This is a genomic window from Citrobacter sp. On2M, from assembly GCF_018035235.1.
Classification (GTDB): Bacteria; Pseudomonadota; Gammaproteobacteria; order Enterobacterales; family Enterobacteriaceae; genus Citrobacter; species Citrobacter meridianamericanus.
The window spans coordinates 287,984-304,161 of record NZ_WPCV01000004.1 but is presented as its reverse complement, the minus strand read 5'-3'; the positions used below and the strand labels follow the sequence as shown (position 1 = coordinate 304,161).

Annotated in this window: 15 protein-coding genes; 10 read left to right on the top strand and 5 right to left on the bottom strand. The window is 54.2% G+C overall.

What is annotated here, in order from left to right; translation table 11 throughout:
- Positions 1-65: 65 nt before the first annotated feature.
- Positions 66-332 (top strand): DksA/TraR family C4-type zinc finger protein, encoded by a 267-nt coding sequence (locus tag On2M_RS11790; protein WP_032942775.1) that lies wholly within the window; start codon positions 66-68, stop codon positions 330-332.
- A 300-nt stretch (positions 333-632) separates the two neighbouring features.
- Positions 633-893 carry a DUF1471 family protein YbiJ gene (gene ybiJ, locus On2M_RS11785; RefSeq protein WP_079936844.1) on the top strand — a complete coding sequence of 87 codons (261 nt, stop codon included), beginning with the start codon at positions 633-635 and terminating at the stop codon, positions 891-893.
- A gap of 97 nt (positions 894-990) precedes the next feature.
- Here ybiJ and On2M_RS11780 read toward each other — a convergent pair whose 3' ends face one another.
- The 4 genes from On2M_RS11780 to rhlE form a co-directional block, all read right to left on the bottom strand.
- Positions 991-2,076 (bottom strand): malate/lactate/ureidoglycolate dehydrogenase, encoded by a 1,086-nt coding sequence (locus On2M_RS11780; protein ID WP_187252752.1) that lies wholly within the window; start codon positions 2,074-2,076, stop codon positions 991-993.
- Between the two features lie 160 nt (positions 2,077-2,236).
- Entirely contained in the window at positions 2,237-3,205 is a 969-nt protein-coding gene (ybiB, locus tag On2M_RS11775; protein ID WP_151224987.1) for a DNA-binding protein YbiB, read from the bottom strand.
- 29 nt (positions 3,206-3,234) lie between these two features.
- Entirely contained in the window at positions 3,235-5,385 is a 2,151-nt protein-coding gene (dinG, locus tag On2M_RS11770; RefSeq protein ID WP_210904863.1) for an ATP-dependent DNA helicase DinG, read from the bottom strand.
- A 96-nt stretch (positions 5,386-5,481) separates the two neighbouring features.
- The gene (gene rhlE, locus On2M_RS11765) at positions 5,482-6,825 is read right to left on the bottom strand and encodes an ATP-dependent RNA helicase RhlE (RefSeq protein ID WP_210904862.1); all 1,344 of its coding nucleotides are present in this window, start codon (positions 6,823-6,825) and stop codon (positions 5,482-5,484) included.
- Between the two features lie 221 nt (positions 6,826-7,046).
- Between rhlE and cecR the strand changes: the two genes are divergently transcribed.
- Genes cecR through On2M_RS11740 form a run of 5 tightly spaced genes read left to right on the top strand, consistent with a single transcriptional unit; the run spans position 7,047 to position 12,688 of the window.
- Positions 7,047-7,724, top strand: a complete 678-nt coding sequence (gene cecR, locus On2M_RS11760; RefSeq protein ID WP_151219603.1) for a transcriptional regulator CecR — start codon at positions 7,047-7,049, stop codon at positions 7,722-7,724.
- Complete coding sequence (hlyD, locus tag On2M_RS11755) at positions 7,721-8,716, top strand: secretion protein HlyD (RefSeq protein WP_151224986.1); 996 nt, start codon at positions 7,721-7,723, stop codon at positions 8,714-8,716. Before cecR ends, hlyD begins: the two co-directional genes overlap by 4 nt.
- Positions 8,709-10,445, top strand: coding sequence for an ATP-binding cassette domain-containing protein (locus On2M_RS11750; RefSeq protein WP_151219601.1), 1,737 nt, complete (start codon positions 8,709-8,711; stop codon positions 10,443-10,445). The genes hlyD and On2M_RS11750 overlap by 8 nt, the downstream gene beginning before the upstream one ends.
- Complete coding sequence (locus On2M_RS11745) at positions 10,438-11,571, top strand: ABC transporter permease (RefSeq protein ID WP_003831545.1); 1,134 nt, start codon at positions 10,438-10,440, stop codon at positions 11,569-11,571. The genes On2M_RS11750 and On2M_RS11745 overlap by 8 nt, the downstream gene beginning before the upstream one ends.
- Positions 11,572-11,581: 10 nt before the next feature.
- A complete protein-coding gene (locus On2M_RS11740) occupies positions 11,582-12,688 on the top strand; it encodes an ABC transporter permease (protein ID WP_003837035.1) in 1,107 nt (368 codons plus the stop codon).
- Here the strand turns inward: On2M_RS11740 and On2M_RS11735 are convergent.
- Entirely contained in the window at positions 12,650-13,060 is a 411-nt protein-coding gene (locus On2M_RS11735; protein WP_210904861.1) for a YbhQ family protein, read from the bottom strand. The two genes, On2M_RS11740 and On2M_RS11735, sit on opposite strands and share 39 nt — an antisense overlap.
- Before the next feature lie 131 nt (positions 13,061-13,191).
- Between On2M_RS11735 and On2M_RS11730 the strand changes: the two genes are divergently transcribed.
- Genes On2M_RS11730 through On2M_RS11720 form a run of 3 tightly spaced genes read left to right on the top strand, consistent with a single transcriptional unit; the run spans position 13,192 to position 16,153 of the window.
- Positions 13,192-13,953, top strand: coding sequence for an endonuclease/exonuclease/phosphatase family protein (locus tag On2M_RS11730; protein ID WP_210904860.1), 762 nt, complete (start codon positions 13,192-13,194; stop codon positions 13,951-13,953).
- Complete coding sequence (clsB, locus tag On2M_RS11725; protein ID WP_151219600.1) at positions 13,950-15,191, top strand: cardiolipin synthase ClsB; 1,242 nt, start codon at positions 13,950-13,952, stop codon at positions 15,189-15,191. The genes On2M_RS11730 and clsB overlap by 4 nt, the downstream gene beginning before the upstream one ends.
- Entirely contained in the window at positions 15,191-16,153 is a 963-nt protein-coding gene (locus On2M_RS11720) for a lysylphosphatidylglycerol synthase domain-containing protein (protein WP_210904859.1), read from the top strand. The genes clsB and On2M_RS11720 overlap by 1 nt, the downstream gene beginning before the upstream one ends.
- The last annotated feature ends 25 nt before the right edge of the window (positions 16,154-16,178 follow it).

Below are 16,178 nucleotides of genomic sequence, written 5' to 3'. Positions count from 1 at the left end.
GCGTGGTCGTTTTTCGCCCATCACATTCGCTATACTTATTCTGTAGACATCAGCAGGAGGTACATATGGCATCCGGATGGGCAAATGACGACGCAGTTAACGAACAGATCAACAATACTATTGAAGATGCTGTTGCCCGCGCCCGTGGTGAGTTACCGACGGGGGAAAGTCTGTATGAATGCGAAGAATGCGGCAATCCTATCCCACAGGCCAGGCGTGAGGCAGTACCTGGCGTACGCTTGTGCATCACATGCCAACAGGATAAAGATTCACATAATTCAGCATTTTCAGGATATAATCGCAGAGGTTCGAAAGATAGCCAGCTACGTTGACTCATCTTTACCAAAAGTTTCAGCGCATACGATTTCCTTTACGAGCACGCTTTTTTGCACTCTGTGTGGCAAAATGTGCCGTTGTTGGTTTCTCTGTAAAGCGTAGTGACAAGAACTGTAAATCCCTCATCTGAATTTATTAATATTCAATAAGTTATTTGTCATTCAATTTTTTTGATTGATGTCGTCAATTCTATTCGATTTTCTCTCGCCAAAAAAACGTGATACTTATCACATCGACGAAACAACGTCTTCTTAACAGAACACTAACTAACAGAACAAACCTGCGAGAGATTAATCATGAAAAACATTAAATATGCTGTTGCTGCTATCGCCCTGTCTACCCTGTCATTTGGCGTTTTCGCTGCCGAGCCGGTTTCCTCCACTCAGGCACAAAGCATGAATAAAATTGGTGTAGTCTCTGCTGATGGGGCCACCACACTGGATGGCCTGGAAGCCAAACTGGCTGAGAAAGCGGCTGCTGCTGGTGCATCTGGTTACAGCATCACTTCCGCTGTCGGTAAAGACAAAATGAGCGGCACCGCGGTTATCTATAAATAACCGAAAGATTACCTGTACGACCCAATGCTCCAACCCTCATTGACCCTGTTTGTTACCCTTTGTTTGCCCGTCCGCCACTGGACGGGCTTTTTTTTGCTTAGTGTTCCAGTCGTTGACGGAATTCCTGCAACACGGCGTCTGGCATGCCTATTTGCAGTGCCGCCTCACAAATCGCTTGCCAGCTTCCGGCATCCAGCGGAATACCGTGTTCCAGCCGTTCCTCGCGAGTATTCACCTCCCACTCCCCAGGCAACAGGATCGGGGCATCTTCAGCATGCGGGGACGCTTTCACCCATTCGGCAAATGCCGCAACCTGGTTGTCACAGTCCGGCGCGCTAAACAGTTCCGGATTCATAATAATAGTGGTCATACAGTTGATGATGGCGTCCGGGCTGGTCTGCAGGCTCTCTTCATGTGTGGTTTTACCTCCTGAAAGCGCACCACCCATAATTTCACACATCGCGGCCAGCGCATAACCTTTGTGTTGGGCAAACGTGAGCAACGATCCCAGCGGAGAAACCTGCATTACCGCAGGATCGGTTGTAGGCACCCCGTTTGTATCAATCAGGCATCCCGGAGCCACCGGCTCCCCCTTGTGCCATGCCACACGGGTTTTGCCAAACGCGATGGCACTGGTTGCATAGTCCAGCAACAGCGGGAAGGTATTTTTACGCGGAAAAACAACGCAGAAGGGGTTAGTGCCAAAACGACTATCGCGGCCATGAAACGGTGCAACCATCGGGATCCCGACCACACTCACAAAATGCACTGAGACAAAACCTGCCGCCGCACATTGCTCCGCCCAGTAGCCAATACGTCCAATATGATGCGAATTATGTAATGCCACGGCGGCAATACCGTGCTGACGCGCTTTTTCAATCCCCAGCGTGATGGCTTCATGCGCCGCCACCTGACCAAAGGCACAATCGCCATCAAGCGTAATCACCGCCCCCGCATCTTTAACCACTTTGGCATGACGATTGATCTGCAGATGTCCCTGCGAGAATGAGCGAATATAGCTGGGGATCATGCCGATGCCGTGGGAGTCATGACCGGCGAGGTTAGAGGCTATCAGATGATCGGCCACCAGTCGCGCCTCCTGTTCATTGCTTCCCATCTGCTGAAAAACGGCCTGGGTAAATGCGTGCAGCGTTGGCGCAGGGAAGCGATGTCCACTGTTCATTGTTATCTCCTGTTGTGTCGCGTGTTGATTGTGTTTCTTATTTTTCAACAAACTATGCTGCGCCACGGCGCTCAGGAGGTCAATAAACGTGCAGAAATTTCACGTTGGCGAAAAGAGAGAACCGACAGGCCTGGAAAATGGCCCGTCGGGGAATAAAAAATCAGAAGTTTTGTTCGACGCGAGCAAGTCCTTCAGCCAGCGTCGCGGATTCACCGGTTGCCACCAGGCAGCAGGCCATCTGGATTTTCAACGATGCCGGAACCGGCTCACTGCCGGCCAGACAACGCTCAATCCAGCGCGCAGTGGTTTCCGGATCTTTTGCCACCGGCAGCGGTACCGGCTCGTCAGGCATCTCGCTCTGTCGGTCCTGTAGCACTCGCACACCGGACGAATCGATCAGGCTTATCTGCGGGCAGCGCTGCGGGTTGGCGTACACCTCGCCTTCGGTACCGTGCATCAACAGGCCACGTCCACCGATATCGCTGAAGAATTTTGCCACACGCGAGACGTATTCCGGGTGTGACACGCTTGAAAGACGCAGCGCGGCGTCTTCAGCAAACGGTGTGGCTAATTTGGCCAACGTGTGCGCACTGTTGCGCACCCCCATTCGCCAACGCATCGCCAGCTGTTTTTCCAGCGGAGGACACAGCGCGCTCACCGGGATAAACACCGGCTGATGACCATCCAGCTTTGCCTGTGCCTGCCCGGCATGCCGCGTCGGCGCAATCCCCATCAGCTCGAAAATGGTTTCTGTCAGCACGCGGGTAGGATCCTCGCTGACGCCGTGCACCACCACCGGGAAGCCCAGCTTATGCAGTAAAATCGCCAACAGCGGCGTCAAATTCGCCTGCTTGCGCGCGCCGTTGTAGCTGGGAATGACAATCGGCATGGGTTTGGCAACCGGCGGGGTCAGGCGAAGGGTGTGGTTTTGCATTGCTTCGTAAAAGCCCAGCATCTCCGCTTCGCCTTCGCCTTTAATACGTAGCGCAATCAGTACGCCGCCCATTTCAAGCTCCGGTACGTCGCCGTTCAACATATGGGTATACAGTCCGCGAGCAGTATCCTTATCCAGGTCACGCGCGTGATTTTTTCCTCGCCCAATCTCTTTTATGATTTTGCGGTAATCCATCGATAACTCCTTGCCTGTTGCTCGCATCGTTAACGCCGACGGCGACGCGTAGGTTTCGTTTTTTCTTTTGGTTTTACTATAACGTCTGGCACAGCAGGTTGCTCTATCGGAAATATGGGTAACGCGTTCAGTAAACGCTTGCCATAATTTTTGGTCAATAAACGTTTGTCATAAATAACCACTTCTCCCCAGCAGCCGTGGCTACGAATGAGTCGCCCAACCTGCTGGATCAAATTGAATGACGCCGCAGGCAGGCTTTGAACCTCGAAAGGATAGCGATTCAGGCTTTTCAACCACTCGCCCTCGGTGATCACCACCGGGCTGTCGATCGGCGGAAATGCAATTTTGTGAATATGCACCTGGGTCAGCAGGTCGCCTTTCAAGTCCAGACCTTCAGCAAAAGATTGCAGCCCAACCAGCACGCTGCGCTCGCCGTTGGTCACCCGTTTGCGGTGCAACTCTACCAGTCGATAGCGCGGCTGATCGCCCTGCACCAACAACAGCAGACGCAGATCGGTGACGTGCTCAAGAAAACGCTGCATCGCCCGACCGCTGGCAAACAGCACCAGCATCCCCTGATGCTTTTTGCTTTCCAGCTGTTCGCGGAAATAGGCGGCCATTTCCGCGATATGTTGCTCTTCGTTATCAATTAACGGTTCGTAGCGCATCTGCGGAATGACGATTTTGCCCTGTTCAACGTGATTAAACGGTGAATCCAGCGCGACAAACCGATCCCCTGCTTTTTCCTTCAGCCCACTCATCTCCTGCAAACGCGAGAAGCTGTTGAGCGAGCGCAGCGTTGCGGAAGTGACAATAATATGCGGGACGCTACGCCACAGCAGGCGTTCAAGCTGATCGCTCACACGGATCCCCACGCAGTGGAACCAGACGTGGATTTGCCCGTCACGCACCTCGCGCGTCGCCCATTTACTCACCGGCGCGCCTGACGACTGCGCGAGCGATGCCAGCCGCCACAGTTTGCTTTGCGACTCAAACATGCCCAGCGCCCGGTTCATCTGCAAAATAACCCGATGCAGACGCACAACATCGTTCGTGCCAGTTTTTTCGCTGAGATCGTTGAGAAACAATTCCGCCAGACCGCGCAGCATTTCCGTTAGCTTCGCCAGACGCTGACAAATCTCCATCACTTCTGCAGGCAGTTCGCCCATCGCAAAGCGATGTTCCGCCTCCTGAGTAGCGGGCATATACAGATTAAGAATGCTATTAAGCGATGAAATCAGTTCATACAACTCTTCACAGTGAGCGTTCAGACGCTCGGCGTTCGCCAGCGGCGGCGTAGTTTTCGGGCGAAACTGTTCCAGGCAGGTCGCCACTAATTTGCAGAACAGATCCAGCTGGAGCCGATACCAGGGGGCGCTGATTTCTGCGCTCATCTCCAGCGCATCACGCGCGACGTCCGGCAGGTGGTGGCCTTCATCAAGGACCAGCAGCAGATTTTTCGGCTCCGGCAACACAGCTTCGCTTTCCATAGCCGCCATCACCAGCGCGTGGTTGGCCACCACCACCTCAGCCTCCTGAATCTCGCGGCGGGCGACAAAAAAGGGGCACTCACGATAGTAGTGACAGTTACGATTCAGACAGCTGGCTTTATCGGTGCTCAGGCGTTGCCAGAGTCCGTCATCGATGGCGATATCCGTGTGATCGCGCAGCCCGTCCCACTTGTAACTGTCGAGATCGCCTTTTAGCCTGGCGCAGCGCTTTTGTTCTTCCTGGTTATTGGGCGTCAGGTCATCGTCGAGAAAGGCCAGCAGATCCTGCTGATTGGGTTCGGTACTGGCCAGCGCCGCTAAATTACGCGGGCAAACATAGCGTCCGCGACCAAACGCGGCGGTAAAACGTAGGTCAGGGATAATTTTGCGCAACAGCGGTAAATCTTTGCTGTAGATCTGATCCTGCAAAGCAACATTGGCGGTACTGACCACCAGCGTTTTTTGTTCTTCACGCGCGATGGCAATACCGGGGAGCAGGTACGACAGGGTTTTCCCCACTCCGGTCGGCGCTTCAATCGCCAGATGCCGCCCTTCTTCACCTGCCAGCGTTTTCGCGACGTCAGCAATCATCTGCCGTTGCGGCGCACGGGGGATAAAGTCGGGGATCTGTTCCTGAAGCGCCTTGTACCAGGCGGCGATTTGCGCTTTTAACGCGGCCGTTAGTGCCATGAGAAAACCTGAAATACTGTATAAACAGCCACTATTGTGGCACTTTCTGGTACGTGTCGCAAAAAGAAAAGCCCGACCTTTCGGCCGGGCTCGCAATTACTGCGCGGAAGACGGTTTGCGCGGACGGCGCGGTGGACGAGGCTTATCGCCCGCCGGTTTGCCTTCGCCGCTACGCGGTTTCGCTTTTGGCGCACCGCCATCCTGACGACGCGGCTGCTGGCCACGCCTGGCTCCACCCTGACCGCGACCGCCACCGCCACGCTGCTGACGACCGTTCTGGATCGGCTCGGCTTTGATGGATGGGTCCGGCTCGTAGCCTGGCGTCGCAATACGCGGGATCTCTTTTTTCAGCAGCTTCTCAATGTCACGCAGCAGCTTGTGTTCATCGACGCACACCAGAGACAGCGCTTCGCCAGTGGCGGCAGCACGACCGGTACGACCAATACGGTGCACATAATCTTCCGGGACGTTTGGCAGCTCGTAGTTCACTACGTGCGGCAACTCTTCAATGTCCAGGCCACGCGCGGCGATATCCGTCGCCACCAGCACGCGAATATCACCGGATTTGAAATCAGCCAGCGCACGTGTACGCGCCCCCTGAGATTTGTTACCGTGGATCGCCGCGCTGCGAATACCGTCTTTATTCAGCTGTTCCGCCAGATGGTTCGCACCGTGTTTGGTACGGGTAAACACCAGCACCTGCTGCCAGTTGCCCTGACCAATCATCTGCGACAACAGTTCACGTTTGCGTTTTTTATCCACGAAATGCACATGCTGAGTCACCTGCTCTGACGCGGTATTACGACGCGCTACTTCAATTTCCAGCGGGTTATGCAGCAGCTTTTCGGCCAGCGATTTAATATCGTCAGAGAACGTTGCAGAGAACAGCAGGTTCTGGCGTTTTGCCGGCAGCTTCGCCAGAACACGACGAATGTCGTGAATGAAGCCCATATCCAGCATGCGGTCAGCTTCATCGAGTACCAGGATCTCAACCTGATCCAGTTTCACCGCATTCTGGTGTTCCAGATCGAGCAAACGGCCAGGCGTGGCAATCAGCACATCCACGCCGCCGCGCAGCTTCATCATCTGCGGGTTGATACTAACGCCGCCAAAGACCACCAGCGAGCGGATGTTCAGATACTTACTGTAATCACGTACGTTTTCGCCAATCTGAGCCGCCAGTTCGCGGGTTGGCGTGAGGATCAGCGCACGCACCGGACGACGACTTTTACCATGCGGCTGATGAGTAATCAGGTGCTGCAACAGCGGCAGGGTAAAACCTGCCGTTTTCCCAGTACCGGTCTGGGCGCTGGCCATCAGATCGCGGCCTTCCAGCACGGCAGGGATTGCCTGCTGCTGAATAGGGGTAGGTTCACGGTAACCCTGTTCGGCAACGGCACGTAAAATATCAGGGTTTAAACCAAGGGAATCAAAAGACATAACAACTCCGAACCGCCCTGACCGTTACCGGTGTCGTTTTCAGGGAGATACATACAATAGAGATGACAAAAACCACAATGTCATGAAGGGGCGGAGTGTAGCAGTTTTTGTGATGTGCCGCATAAATTATCCCTGCTGAGGAAAATAACGCCCCGGACTGGACAAGGTTGCACATCAGTCATAATCTTAATCAATCGATTGATTAAGATCAGAGTCGTGCCATGAATACACCCACCATGACAACCAAAGGTGAACAGGCAAAAAATCAGCTTATTGCCGCCGCGTTGGCACAGTTTGGCGAGTATGGTCTGCATGCCACCACGCGCGATATCGCCGCGCAAGCCGGGCAAAATATTGCGGCTATCACCTACTATTTTGGCTCAAAAGAGGATTTGTATCTCGCCTGTGCCCAGTGGATTGCGGATTTTATCGGCTCACAGTTTCGCCCGCACGCTGAAGAAGCTGAGCGTTTGTTTGCCCAGCCAAAGCCGGATCGTGGCGCAATGCGCGAATTGATCCTGCGCGCCTGCAAAAATATGATCACGCTGCTCACCCAGGAAGACACCGTAAATCTGAGCAAATTTATCTCGCGCGAACAGCTTTCACCCACCGCGGCTTATCAACTGGTGCACGACCAGGTTATCAATCCGCTGCATACACACTTAACACGCCTGATTGCTGCTTATACAGGCGGCGATGCCAACGATACCCAAATGATTCTGCACACCCACGCCATCCTCGGCGAGGTGCTGGCCTTTCGTCTTGGGAAAGAAACCATTCTGTTGCGTACAGGTTGGTCACAATTTGATGAAGATAAAAGCGCGCTGATTGACCAAACGATCACCTGTCACATCGATCTTATTCTGCAAGGTTTAACGCAAAGGAGTCTGGAGTCATGAAAAAACCTGTCGTGCTCGGGCTGGTTATCGCGGCCCTCGTTGCCGTGATTGCCGGTGGAACGTGGTGGTATCAAAGTCGGCAAGATAACGGCCTGACGTTGTACGGCAATGTCGATATCCGTAGCGTCAACCTGAGTTTTCGCGTTGGCGGCAGGCTGGCCTCACTGGCGGTTGACGAAGGCGATGCTATTACAGCCGGTCAGGTGCTGGGTGAACTGGATCACGCCCCATATGAAAACGCGTTAATGCAGGCGAAAGCCAATGTTGCCGCCGCCCAGGCGCAATACGATCTGATGCTGGCCGGGTATCGCACAGAAGAGATTGCCCAGGCAGCAGCGGCTGTCAAACAGGCGCAGGCCGCCTATGATTATGCGCAGAACTTTTATAATCGGCAGGTAGGATTGTGGAAAAGCCGCACCATCTCCGCCAACGATCTGGAAAATGCCCGTTCATCACGCGATCAGGCGCAGGCTTCGCTGAAATCTGCGCAGGACAAACTTACCCAGTATCGCAGCGGTAATCGTGTACAGGACATTGAACAGGCGAAAGCCACGCTCGAACAAGCTCAGGCCCAGCTTGCGCAGGCAGAGCTCAATTTACACGACACCACGCTAATCTCCCCGTCTGACGGCACACTACTCACCCGTGCGGTGGAGCCTGGTAGCATGCTGAACGAAGGGGGCACGGTACTGACGTTGTCGCTTACGCGTCCGGTTTGGGTTCGCGCCTACGTAGATGAGCGGAATCTGAGCCAGGCCCAACCGGGACGCGAAATCCTGCTCTACACCGATGGCCGTCCGGACAAACCGTATCACGGTAAAATCGGCTTCGTGTCGCCTACTGCCGAGTTTACGCCGAAAACAGTTGAGACTCCTGACCTGCGCACCGATCTGGTTTATCGCCTGCGTATTGTAGTGACCGACGCGGACGATGCGCTACGCCAGGGAATGCCGGTAACGATCAAATTCAGTGACGAGGCACGGCATGAATGATGCCGTTATTACGCTCAAAGGGCTGACAAAAAACTTTGCCGGAATGGAAAAACCCGCCGTCGCCCCGCTCGACTGTACCGTGCATGCGGGCTACGTGACCGGACTTGTCGGACCGGACGGCGCGGGGAAAACCACGCTGATGCGCATGCTGGCGGGATTGTTAAAACCCGATGCCGGAAGTGCTGCGGTGATTGGTTTTGATCCCATCAAGGACGACAGCGCGCTGCATGCGGTGCTGGGCTATATGCCGCAGAAATTTGGTCTGTATGAAGATTTGACCGTCATGGAGAACCTCAATCTCTATGCCGATTTGCGCAGCGTCACCGGTGAAACGCGAGAAAAAACCTTTGCCCGGTTACTGGAATTTACCTCGCTGGGGCCATTTACCGGACGACTGGCCGGCAAACTTTCCGGCGGCATGAAACAAAAGCTCGGGCTGGCCTGTACGCTGGTCGGCGAACCCAAAGTGCTGCTGCTGGATGAGCCAGGTGTGGGTGTCGACCCAATTTCCCGTCGCGAATTGTGGCAAATGGTTCATGAGCTGGCCGGGGACGGTATGCTGATCCTCTGGAGTACGTCGTACCTGGATGAAGCAGAGCAATGTCGCGATGTACTGCTGATGAACGAAGGTGAGCTGTTGTACCAGGGCGATCCCACTCAGCTGACGCAAACCATGGCGGGTCGAAGCTTCCTGATGAGCAGTCCGCAGGAAAATAACCGCCGACTGCTGCAACGCGCGTTAAAACTGCCGCTGGTCAGCGACGGGATGATTCAGGGGAAATCCGTCCGTTTAATCCTGAAAAAGGACGTGACAGTTCAGCAGATTCAACACGCTGACGGCATGCCGGAAGTAACCATCAACGAAACCGCCCCCCGTTTCGAGGATGCTTTTATCGATTTACTCGGCGGAGCCGGGACATCGGAGTCCCCACTGGGCGCTATCCTGCATACCGTAGAAGGCACGCCTGGCGAAACGGTGATCGAAGCCAAAGCGCTGACCAAGAAATTTGGCGATTTTGCCGCGACCGACCACGTAGACTTTGCCGTGCAGCGCGGCGAGATTTTTGGCCTGCTAGGGCCCAACGGCGCAGGCAAATCCACGACCTTTAAAATGATGTGCGGCCTGCTGGTTCCCACGTATGGCAAAGCGCTGGTGCTGGACATGGACCTGAAGGTCAGCTCCGGCAAAGCGCGCCAGCATCTGGGTTATATGGCGCAAAAATTCTCGCTGTACGGCAACCTGACCGTTGAGCAGAACCTGCGCTTTTTCTCCGGCGTCTACGGCCTGCGCGGTCGGGCACAGAAGGAGAAAATCGATCGTATGAGCGAGGCATTCGGTCTGAAAAGCATCGCGTCTCACGCCACCGACGAACTGCCGCTGGGCTTTAAGCAGCGCCTGGCGCTGGCCTGCTCGCTGATGCATGAACCCGATATTTTGTTCCTCGATGAACCCACTTCGGGGGTCGATCCTCTCACTCGCCGCGAGTTCTGGCTGCATATCAACAGCATGGTGGAAAAAGGCGTCACGGTAATGGTGACTACCCACTTTATGGACGAGGCGGAGTACTGCGATCGCATCGGGCTGGTGTATCGCGGCAAACTGATTGCCAGCGGTACGCCGGACGACCTGAAAGCTCAGGCTGCCGACAACGACACGCCGGATCCGACGATGGAACAGGCGTTTATCACGCTAATCAATGACTGGGATAAGGAGCACGCGCATGAGTAATTCCGCTCTCTCCTGGCGTCGCGTACGCGCACTGTGCGTGAAAGAAACCCGCCAGATCGTCCGCGATCCCAGCAGTTGGCTGATTGCGGTGGTGATCCCGTTGCTGCTGCTGTTTATTTTCGGCTACGGGATCAACCTCGACTCCAGCAAGCTACGGGTAGGGATTTTGCTCGAACAGCAAAGCGAAGAGGCGCTGGATTTTACCCATACCATGACCGGCTCGCCGTATATTGACGCCACTATCAGCGATAACCGTCAGGAATTGATTGAGAAAATGCAGGCCGGGCGCATTCGCGGGCTGGTGGTGATCCCAGTGGATTTCGCCCAGCAGATGGCGCGACCAAACGACGTGGCGCCGATCCAGGTGATCACCGACGGCAGCGAACCCAATACTGCCAACTTTGTGCAGGGTTATGTCGAAGGTATTTGGCAGATCTGGCAACAACAGCGGGCGGAAGATCGTGGAGAATCATTCAAGCCCTTGATCGACGTGCAGACCCGCTACTGGTTTAACCCGGCAGCCATCAGCCAGCATTTTATTATTCCCGGAGCGGTAACAATTATAATGACGGTCATTGGCGCGATCCTCACCTCATTAGTAGTGGCGCGCGAATGGGAACGCGGAACCATGGAGGCGCTGCTTTCTACCGAAGTCACCCGCGTAGAGCTGCTGCTGTGTAAACTGATCCCCTATTATTTTCTCGGCATGCTGGCGATGCTGCTGTGTATGCTGGTGTCGGTATTTATTCTCGGCGTGCCCTATCGCGGCTCGCTGCTAATCCTGTTTTTCATTACCAGCCTGTTTCTGCTGAGTACGCTCGGCATGGGCCTGTTGATTTCGACTATTACCCGCAACCAGTTTAACGCCGCTCAGGTGGCGCTGAACGCCGCTTTCCTGCCCTCGATTATGCTGTCAGGTTTTATCTTCCAGATAGACAGCATGCCCGCGATTATCCGGGCGGTAACCTACATTATTCCGGCGCGTTATTTCGTCAGCACCCTGCAAAGCCTGTTTCTGGCGGGAAATATTCCTGTGGTGCTAATTATCAACGTGCTGTTTTTAATCGCTTCGGCGGTAATGTTTATTGGCCTGACGTGGCTTAAAACCAAACGTCGGCTGGATTAAGGGGACGGGCATGTTTCATCGCTTATGGACGTTAATTCGCAAAGAGCTGCAATCGCTGTTACGCGAACCGCAGACGCGAGCCATTCTGATTTTACCGGTACTGATTCAGGTGATCCTGTTCCCGTTTGCGGCGACGCTGGAAGTGACCAACGCCACGATCGCTATCTATAACGAAGACAACGGTAAACATTCGGTGGAGTTAACCCAACGCTTCGCCCGCGCCAGCGCCTTTACCCATGTTCTGCTGCTTAAAAGTCCCCAGGAAATTAAGCCGACTATCGACACGCAAAAAGCCCTGCTGCTGGTGCGCTTCCCGGCCAACTTTTCGCGCAATCTGGACACCTTCCAGCAGGCACCCATGCAAATTATCCTCGATGGGCGTAACTCCAACAGCGCGCAAATTGCCGCCAACTACCTGCAGCAGATCGTTAAGACGTATCAGCAGGAGCTGATGGACGGCAAGCCGAAACCAAACAATAGCGAGCTGGTCGTGCGTAACTGGTATAACCCGAATCTGGATTACAAATGGTTCGTAGTACCGTCGCTGATCGCGATGATCACCACTATCGGCGTAATGATCGTCACCTCGCTGTCGGTTGCCCGTGAGCGCGAACAAGGCACGCTGGATCAGCTGCTGGTCTCTCCGCTTACCACCTGGCAGATTTTCATCGGCAAAGCGGTTCCCGCGCTAATTGTGGCAACCTTTCAGGCCACCATTGTGCTGGCAATCGGCATTTGGGCTTATGACATTCCGTTTGCCGGTTCACTGGGGCTGTTCTATTTCACGATGGTGATTTACGGGCTGTCGTTGGTCGGCTTTGGTTTGCTGATTTCATCGCTGTGCGCGACACAGCAGCAGGCGTTTATCGGCGTGTTTGTGTTTATGATGCCGGCGATTTTGCTCTCAGGTTACGTCTCGCCGGTCGAAAATATGCCGGTGTGGTTACAGAATCTGACGTGGATTAACCCAATCCGCCATTTTACGGACATTACGAAACAGATTTACCTGAAGGATGCGAGTCTGCAGATTGTCTGGGGAAGTTTGTGGCCGCTGTTGGTGATAGCGGCCACAACCGGCTCAGCGGCGTATGCGATGTTTCGACGCAAGGTGATGTAGCTTTTTGTCTTTCGCCAGCAGCGAGACCACGGCGGGTCCGGCCAGGATCACCAGCCCCGCCAGTGACAGCAAAACGTTGTTTTGCAGCACGCGTGACAGTAACCACAGCACGATCATCGCAGCACCGAAATACCACGTGGTGGTGAGTTCTTCCAGCACATCCGCTACGTCGCGCCAGCGCTGTTCATGGTGACGTTGCAAGGCCAGCATTAATAAAACTGTTACGCCGTAAACGACGCATAATCCCAGGCCGACGCGCACCAGCGTGCCGCTCATCCAGCCCATTACCAGCAACGCCACTACCAGTAAATGCAACACAATCTGCCAGCAACTTAGACCCGTTGCGACACGAACACGTTGTTGCCACCTCATGGCTTTTCTCCTGAAGGATTTTCAACTAATTGTTCAGAGTACCGGACTTTACGGAAAATTCCGCAACACTGCATCTTTTTGTGACGATGACTACACTATTTTATTTAGGAAGTGACGCCAACGGGAGGCTCATGAGCGGATCGGGAGTTCAATTTTCATTCAATGTGCTCACCATTAATACTCACAAAGGGTTCACCGCCTTCAATCGGCGTTTTATTTTGCCTGAGCTAAGGGAAGCCGTCAGAACGGTTGGTGCGGACATTGTATGCCTGCAGGAAGTGATGGGTGCGCACGAAGCTCACTCATTGCGCATTGAGAACTGGCCGGATACCACCCACTACGAATTTCTGGCGGACACAATGTGGAGCGACTTCGCCTATGGGCGTAATGCTGTGTACCCGCAGGGGCATCACGGTAATGCGGTGCTATCGCGTTATCCCATTGAACATGATGAAAATCGTGATGTGTCGGTCGGCGCGAGTGAAAAGCGCGGGGTGCTTTACTGCCGTATCGCGCCACCAATGCTCTCCCACCCCATTCATGTCATGTGTGTGCATCTCGGTTTACGCGAAGCTCATCGCCAGGCCCAGCTTGCGATGCTGGCTGATTGGGTCAATGCCCTGCCCGACGCGGAACCGGTGGTGATCGCTGGAGATTTCAACGACTGGCGGCAAACGGCCAATCACCCGTTGAAAACCAGAGCCGGACTTGACGAGATTTTTACCCGCGCCCACGGTCGCCCAGCACGCACATTTCCGGTGCAGTTTCCCCTGCTGCGTCTGGACAGGATCTATGTGAAAAACGCGAATGCCAGTACCCCAACGACGCTAGCGCTGCGTCACTGGCGACATTTGTCCGATCATGCCCCTCTGAGTGCGGAGATTCATTTATGAAATATGGCTGGCGTGAAGGCAATCAAATTCAACTGCTGGAAAACGGCGATCAATTCTACCCCGCCGTTTTTGACGCCATTAAACAGGCGCAACAAAAAATTATCCTTGAGACCTTTATCTGGTTTGAAGATGCGGTAGGAAAACAGCTGCATGCCGCGTTGCTCGAAGCCGCCCGGCGAGGAATCAAAGCAGAGGTGCTGCTGGATGGCTACGGCTCGCCGGATCTTAGCGACCGTTTTGTTGAAGAGCTGACCACAGCCGGCGTTGTCTTCCGCTACTACGATCCACGTCCGCGCCTGTTCGGTATGCGCACCAATCTCTTTCGCCGAATGCATCGCAAAATAGTGGTCATTGACGATCGTGTTGCTTTTGTCGGCGGCATCAATTATTCCGCTGAACATATGTCTGATTACGGCCCGGAGGCCAAGCAGGATTACGCCGTTCGCGTTGAAGGCCCTGTTGTGGCTGATATCCTGACATTCGTGCTGGAGAACTTACCGGGGCAAAGCGCAGTACGACGCTGGTGGCGACGTCATCATCGGGCCGTCGATAATCATCATCCCGGCGAAGCACAGGCACTGTTTGTCTGGCGTGATAATGAAGAACATCGTGATGATATTGAACGCCACTATCTGAAAATGCTAACCCAGGCAAGGCGGGAAGTGATTATTGCCAATGCCTATTTCTTTCCGGGCTATCGCCTGCTGCATGCCCTGCGTAAAGCAGCGAGACGCGGCGTGCGGGTAAAACTCATCGTCCAGGGTGAACCGGATATGCCGATTGTAAAAGTTGGCGCCCGCCTGCTGTACAACTATCTGGTTAAAGGCGGCGTCCATGTTTATGAATACCGGCGTAGGCCTCTGCACGGCAAAGTGGCACTGATGGATGACCACTGGGCAACGGTCGGTTCCAGCAATCTCGACCCCCTGAGCCTGTCGCTCAATCTGGAGGCAAATCTGATTATTCATGACCGCACGTTTAACCAGACTTTACGTGACAACCTGAACCCTATCATTGCGCAGGACTGCAAGCGTGTTGATGAATCCATGCTGCCCAAGCGCACCTGGTGGAACCTGACCAAAAGCGTACTGGCGTTCCACTTTTTACGCCACTTCCCGGCTCTGGTCGGCTGGCTACCGGCGCATACCCCGCATCTGGCTGAGGTAGAGCCGCCCGCACAGCCCACGCTGGAAACGCAGGATCGTATTCCAACTGAGGATGCAGGAGGAAAATCCTGATGGCAAAAAGCCACCGACGCTGGCGATTAGCGAAAAAGATCCTTACATGGCTGTTTTTTATTGCGGTCATCGTATTGCTGGTGGTTTATGCCAGCAAAGTCAACTGGCAGGAGGTGTGGACGGTCATCCGCGATTACAACCGGATTGCCCTGCTCAGCGCCGTGGGGCTGGTGATTGTCAGTTATTTGCTTTACGGCTGTTATGACCTGCTCGGACGCTATTATTGCGGCCATAAGCTGGCAAAACGTCAGGTCATGCTGGTGTCGTTTATCTGTTACGCCTTCAACCTGACGTTAAGCACCTGGGTAGGCGGTATTGTGATGCGCTATCGGCTCTACTCTCGCCTCGGATTACCGGGGAGCACAATCACCCGCATTTTTTCGCTGAGCATTACCACCAACTGGTTGGGCTATATTCTGCTGGGCGGTTTTATTTTTACCTTCGGCATCGTTGAACTGCCCGCACACTGGTATATCGATGAAGGTACGCTGCGTATTTTAGGCGTAGCGCTGCTGCTGATTATTGTCGTTTATCTGTGGTTTTGCGCCTTCGCTAAGCATCGACACATCACCATCAAGGGCCAAAAGCTGGTGCTACCCTCCTGGAAATTTGCCCTCGCGCAAATGGCGATATCCAGTGCTAACTGGATGGTAATGGGGGCGATTATCTGGTTGTTGCTCGGTCAGAATATCGATTATTTCTTCGTGCTGGGCGTGCTGCTGGTGAGCAGTATTGCCGGCGTAATCGTGCATATTCCGGCGGGGATCGGCGTGCTGGAAGCGGTCTTTATGGCGCTGCTGGCAGGAGAAAAAACGTCTCAGGGAACGATTATTGCCGCTCTGCTGGCATATCGCGTGTTGTACTATTTTATTCCGCTACTTCTGGCACTGGTGTGTTATTTGCTGCTGGAGAGTCGGGCAAAAAAGTTGCGGGTAAAAAACGAGAAGGCGATGGCGAAATAATTCACCGGATGGCGGCTTACGCCAT

Excerpts from the sequence above, each read along its gene's own strand:
- On2M_RS11790 (WP_032942775.1), top strand. The coding sequence starts at position 66 with ATGGCATCCGGATGGGCAAATGACGACGCAGTTAACGAACAGATCAAC.
- ybiJ (WP_079936844.1), top strand. The coding sequence starts at position 633 with ATGAAAAACATTAAATATGCTGTTGCTGCTATCGCCCTGTCTACCCTG.
- On2M_RS11780 (WP_187252752.1), bottom strand. The coding sequence starts at position 2,076 with ATGAACAGTGGACATCGCTTCCCTGCGCCAACGCTGCACGCATTTACC.
- ybiB (WP_151224987.1), bottom strand. The coding sequence starts at position 3,205 with ATGGATTACCGCAAAATCATAAAAGAGATTGGGCGAGGAAAAAATCAC.
- dinG (WP_210904863.1), bottom strand. The coding sequence starts at position 5,385 with ATGGCACTAACGGCCGCGTTAAAAGCGCAAATCGCCGCCTGGTACAAG.
- rhlE (WP_210904862.1), bottom strand. The coding sequence starts at position 6,825 with ATGTCTTTTGATTCCCTTGGTTTAAACCCTGATATTTTACGTGCCGTT.
- cecR (WP_151219603.1), top strand. The coding sequence starts at position 7,047 with ATGAATACACCCACCATGACAACCAAAGGTGAACAGGCAAAAAATCAG.
- hlyD (WP_151224986.1), top strand. The coding sequence starts at position 7,721 with ATGAAAAAACCTGTCGTGCTCGGGCTGGTTATCGCGGCCCTCGTTGCC.
- On2M_RS11750 (WP_151219601.1), top strand. The coding sequence starts at position 8,709 with ATGAATGATGCCGTTATTACGCTCAAAGGGCTGACAAAAAACTTTGCC.
- On2M_RS11745 (WP_003831545.1), top strand. The coding sequence starts at position 10,438 with ATGAGTAATTCCGCTCTCTCCTGGCGTCGCGTACGCGCACTGTGCGTG.
- On2M_RS11740 (WP_003837035.1), top strand. The coding sequence starts at position 11,582 with ATGTTTCATCGCTTATGGACGTTAATTCGCAAAGAGCTGCAATCGCTG.
- On2M_RS11735 (WP_210904861.1), bottom strand. The coding sequence starts at position 13,060 with ATGAGGTGGCAACAACGTGTTCGTGTCGCAACGGGTCTAAGTTGCTGG.
- On2M_RS11730 (WP_210904860.1), top strand. The coding sequence starts at position 13,192 with ATGAGCGGATCGGGAGTTCAATTTTCATTCAATGTGCTCACCATTAAT.
- clsB (WP_151219600.1), top strand. The coding sequence starts at position 13,950 with ATGAAATATGGCTGGCGTGAAGGCAATCAAATTCAACTGCTGGAAAAC.
- On2M_RS11720 (WP_210904859.1), top strand. The coding sequence starts at position 15,191 with ATGGCAAAAAGCCACCGACGCTGGCGATTAGCGAAAAAGATCCTTACA.